Raw genomic sequence first — 1,198 nt, 5'->3', positions numbered from 1 at the left:
TGCGCCGATGAGGCCGCCGCCCCGCCCTGCCCTACCGCGGCGCCGGCCGAACCATCGGCACCGGCGGTGTTATCTAACTCCTGAGTCGACTGGCCACCGCTGAGCCGATAACCCGACCCTGCACTTCCCCACCACACATTCTGCGACTCCCCCACCCCGGAACTCACCCGCACGCCAGCACCCAACAACGCCGGCGTCGAGCTAAACCCCGCACCGAAGGCAGCCGGACCAAACAACGCCCGCGCCCGGCCCAACGCCTCACCCGATTCAGCGACCAGGCCATCCAGCGACATAACCGGCCACCGTAGCGCCACACCCACCCCGGCGCCCACACCCCACAGCCACGAGAAATCTCAGGTCGTGATGGTCGGCCCGCCGACGATGTGGCGGTACAGCTGTGCCGCATCGTCGACATGTCGCTGGATCTCGGCCAAGTAAGCTTGGCGGCCGTTGGCGTAGGCGGCCTCGGCGCTGGCTTCGCCGGGACGTTGTTGGAGCCAGAAGATGGATTTCCAGATATCAGGCGATTGTGGCCCGCCGTGGGTGGCGAGCCGGTCGAAAAACCCGGCAATCTGGGTGTTCGGGTCGCCGCGGCCTGGATAGCTGGAGTCTTGCTGAAAGATGCCCTGCCAGAGACCATTTGGGCTGATGCTGCTGGGTCGCAATCCGCTTTCCTGCATGCCATCGGACAAGATGGCGACGGTTTGTGCCGGTGAGTACCCCAGGCGGTGAGCCTCGTGAATGATGGCAGCGGCGACCTCTTGAGGGCTGGAATTCACCGTGAGACGCCCGAGCGCGGACCCGGCCTGCCCCGCAAGCGGCAGCTGGTCAGCAAGAGCGGTTCGTCGGCGCGAACGGTGATCGCCGTGGTTGCCGGCGAGGAGTCCGTTGAGGTTGGGTAGCGATAGTCCTGTCCCGCCTGCGCCCATCGGTAGTTGGGCCGACCCCATGGCCGGCATACCCGCACCCGCGGGCATGCCCGCGCCGCCGTAACCACCGCCGGCAGACCGAATCTCTTGAGCCAACATGAGATTGCGTGACTCCGAGACCTCCAACCGGTGCCGCATTCGCAGCAGCTGGGTCTGCAGATGCGCCACCATCTCAGCCTTACCGGCCTGCGTACCCGTCGCGGGCGCGATCGCGGCGACACCCTGACGGGCATCAGCGACCACACCATCCGCCCCGGCCCGCCCCGATG

The 1,198-nt window shown here is 66.9% G+C and carries 1 protein-coding gene and 1 pseudogene; both read right to left on the bottom strand.

Going from position 1 to position 1,198, the window contains the following annotated elements; all coding sequences use genetic code 11:
- Positions 1-293 (bottom strand): annotated as a pseudogene (locus AWC17_RS31990) (hypothetical protein); the annotation flags it as partial.
- A gap of 60 nt (positions 294-353) precedes the next feature.
- Positions 354-1,198: hypothetical protein (locus tag AWC17_RS09390; protein WP_085164540.1), on the bottom strand; the 845-nt coding region annotated here is incomplete at its 5' end.

It is taken from the genome of Mycobacterium nebraskense (genome assembly GCF_002102255.1).
Taxonomy (GTDB): domain Bacteria; phylum Actinomycetota; class Actinomycetes; order Mycobacteriales; family Mycobacteriaceae; genus Mycobacterium; species Mycobacterium nebraskense.
Note: the sequence above shows the minus strand (reverse complement) of the source record. Positions and strands in the feature narration are given on the sequence as shown.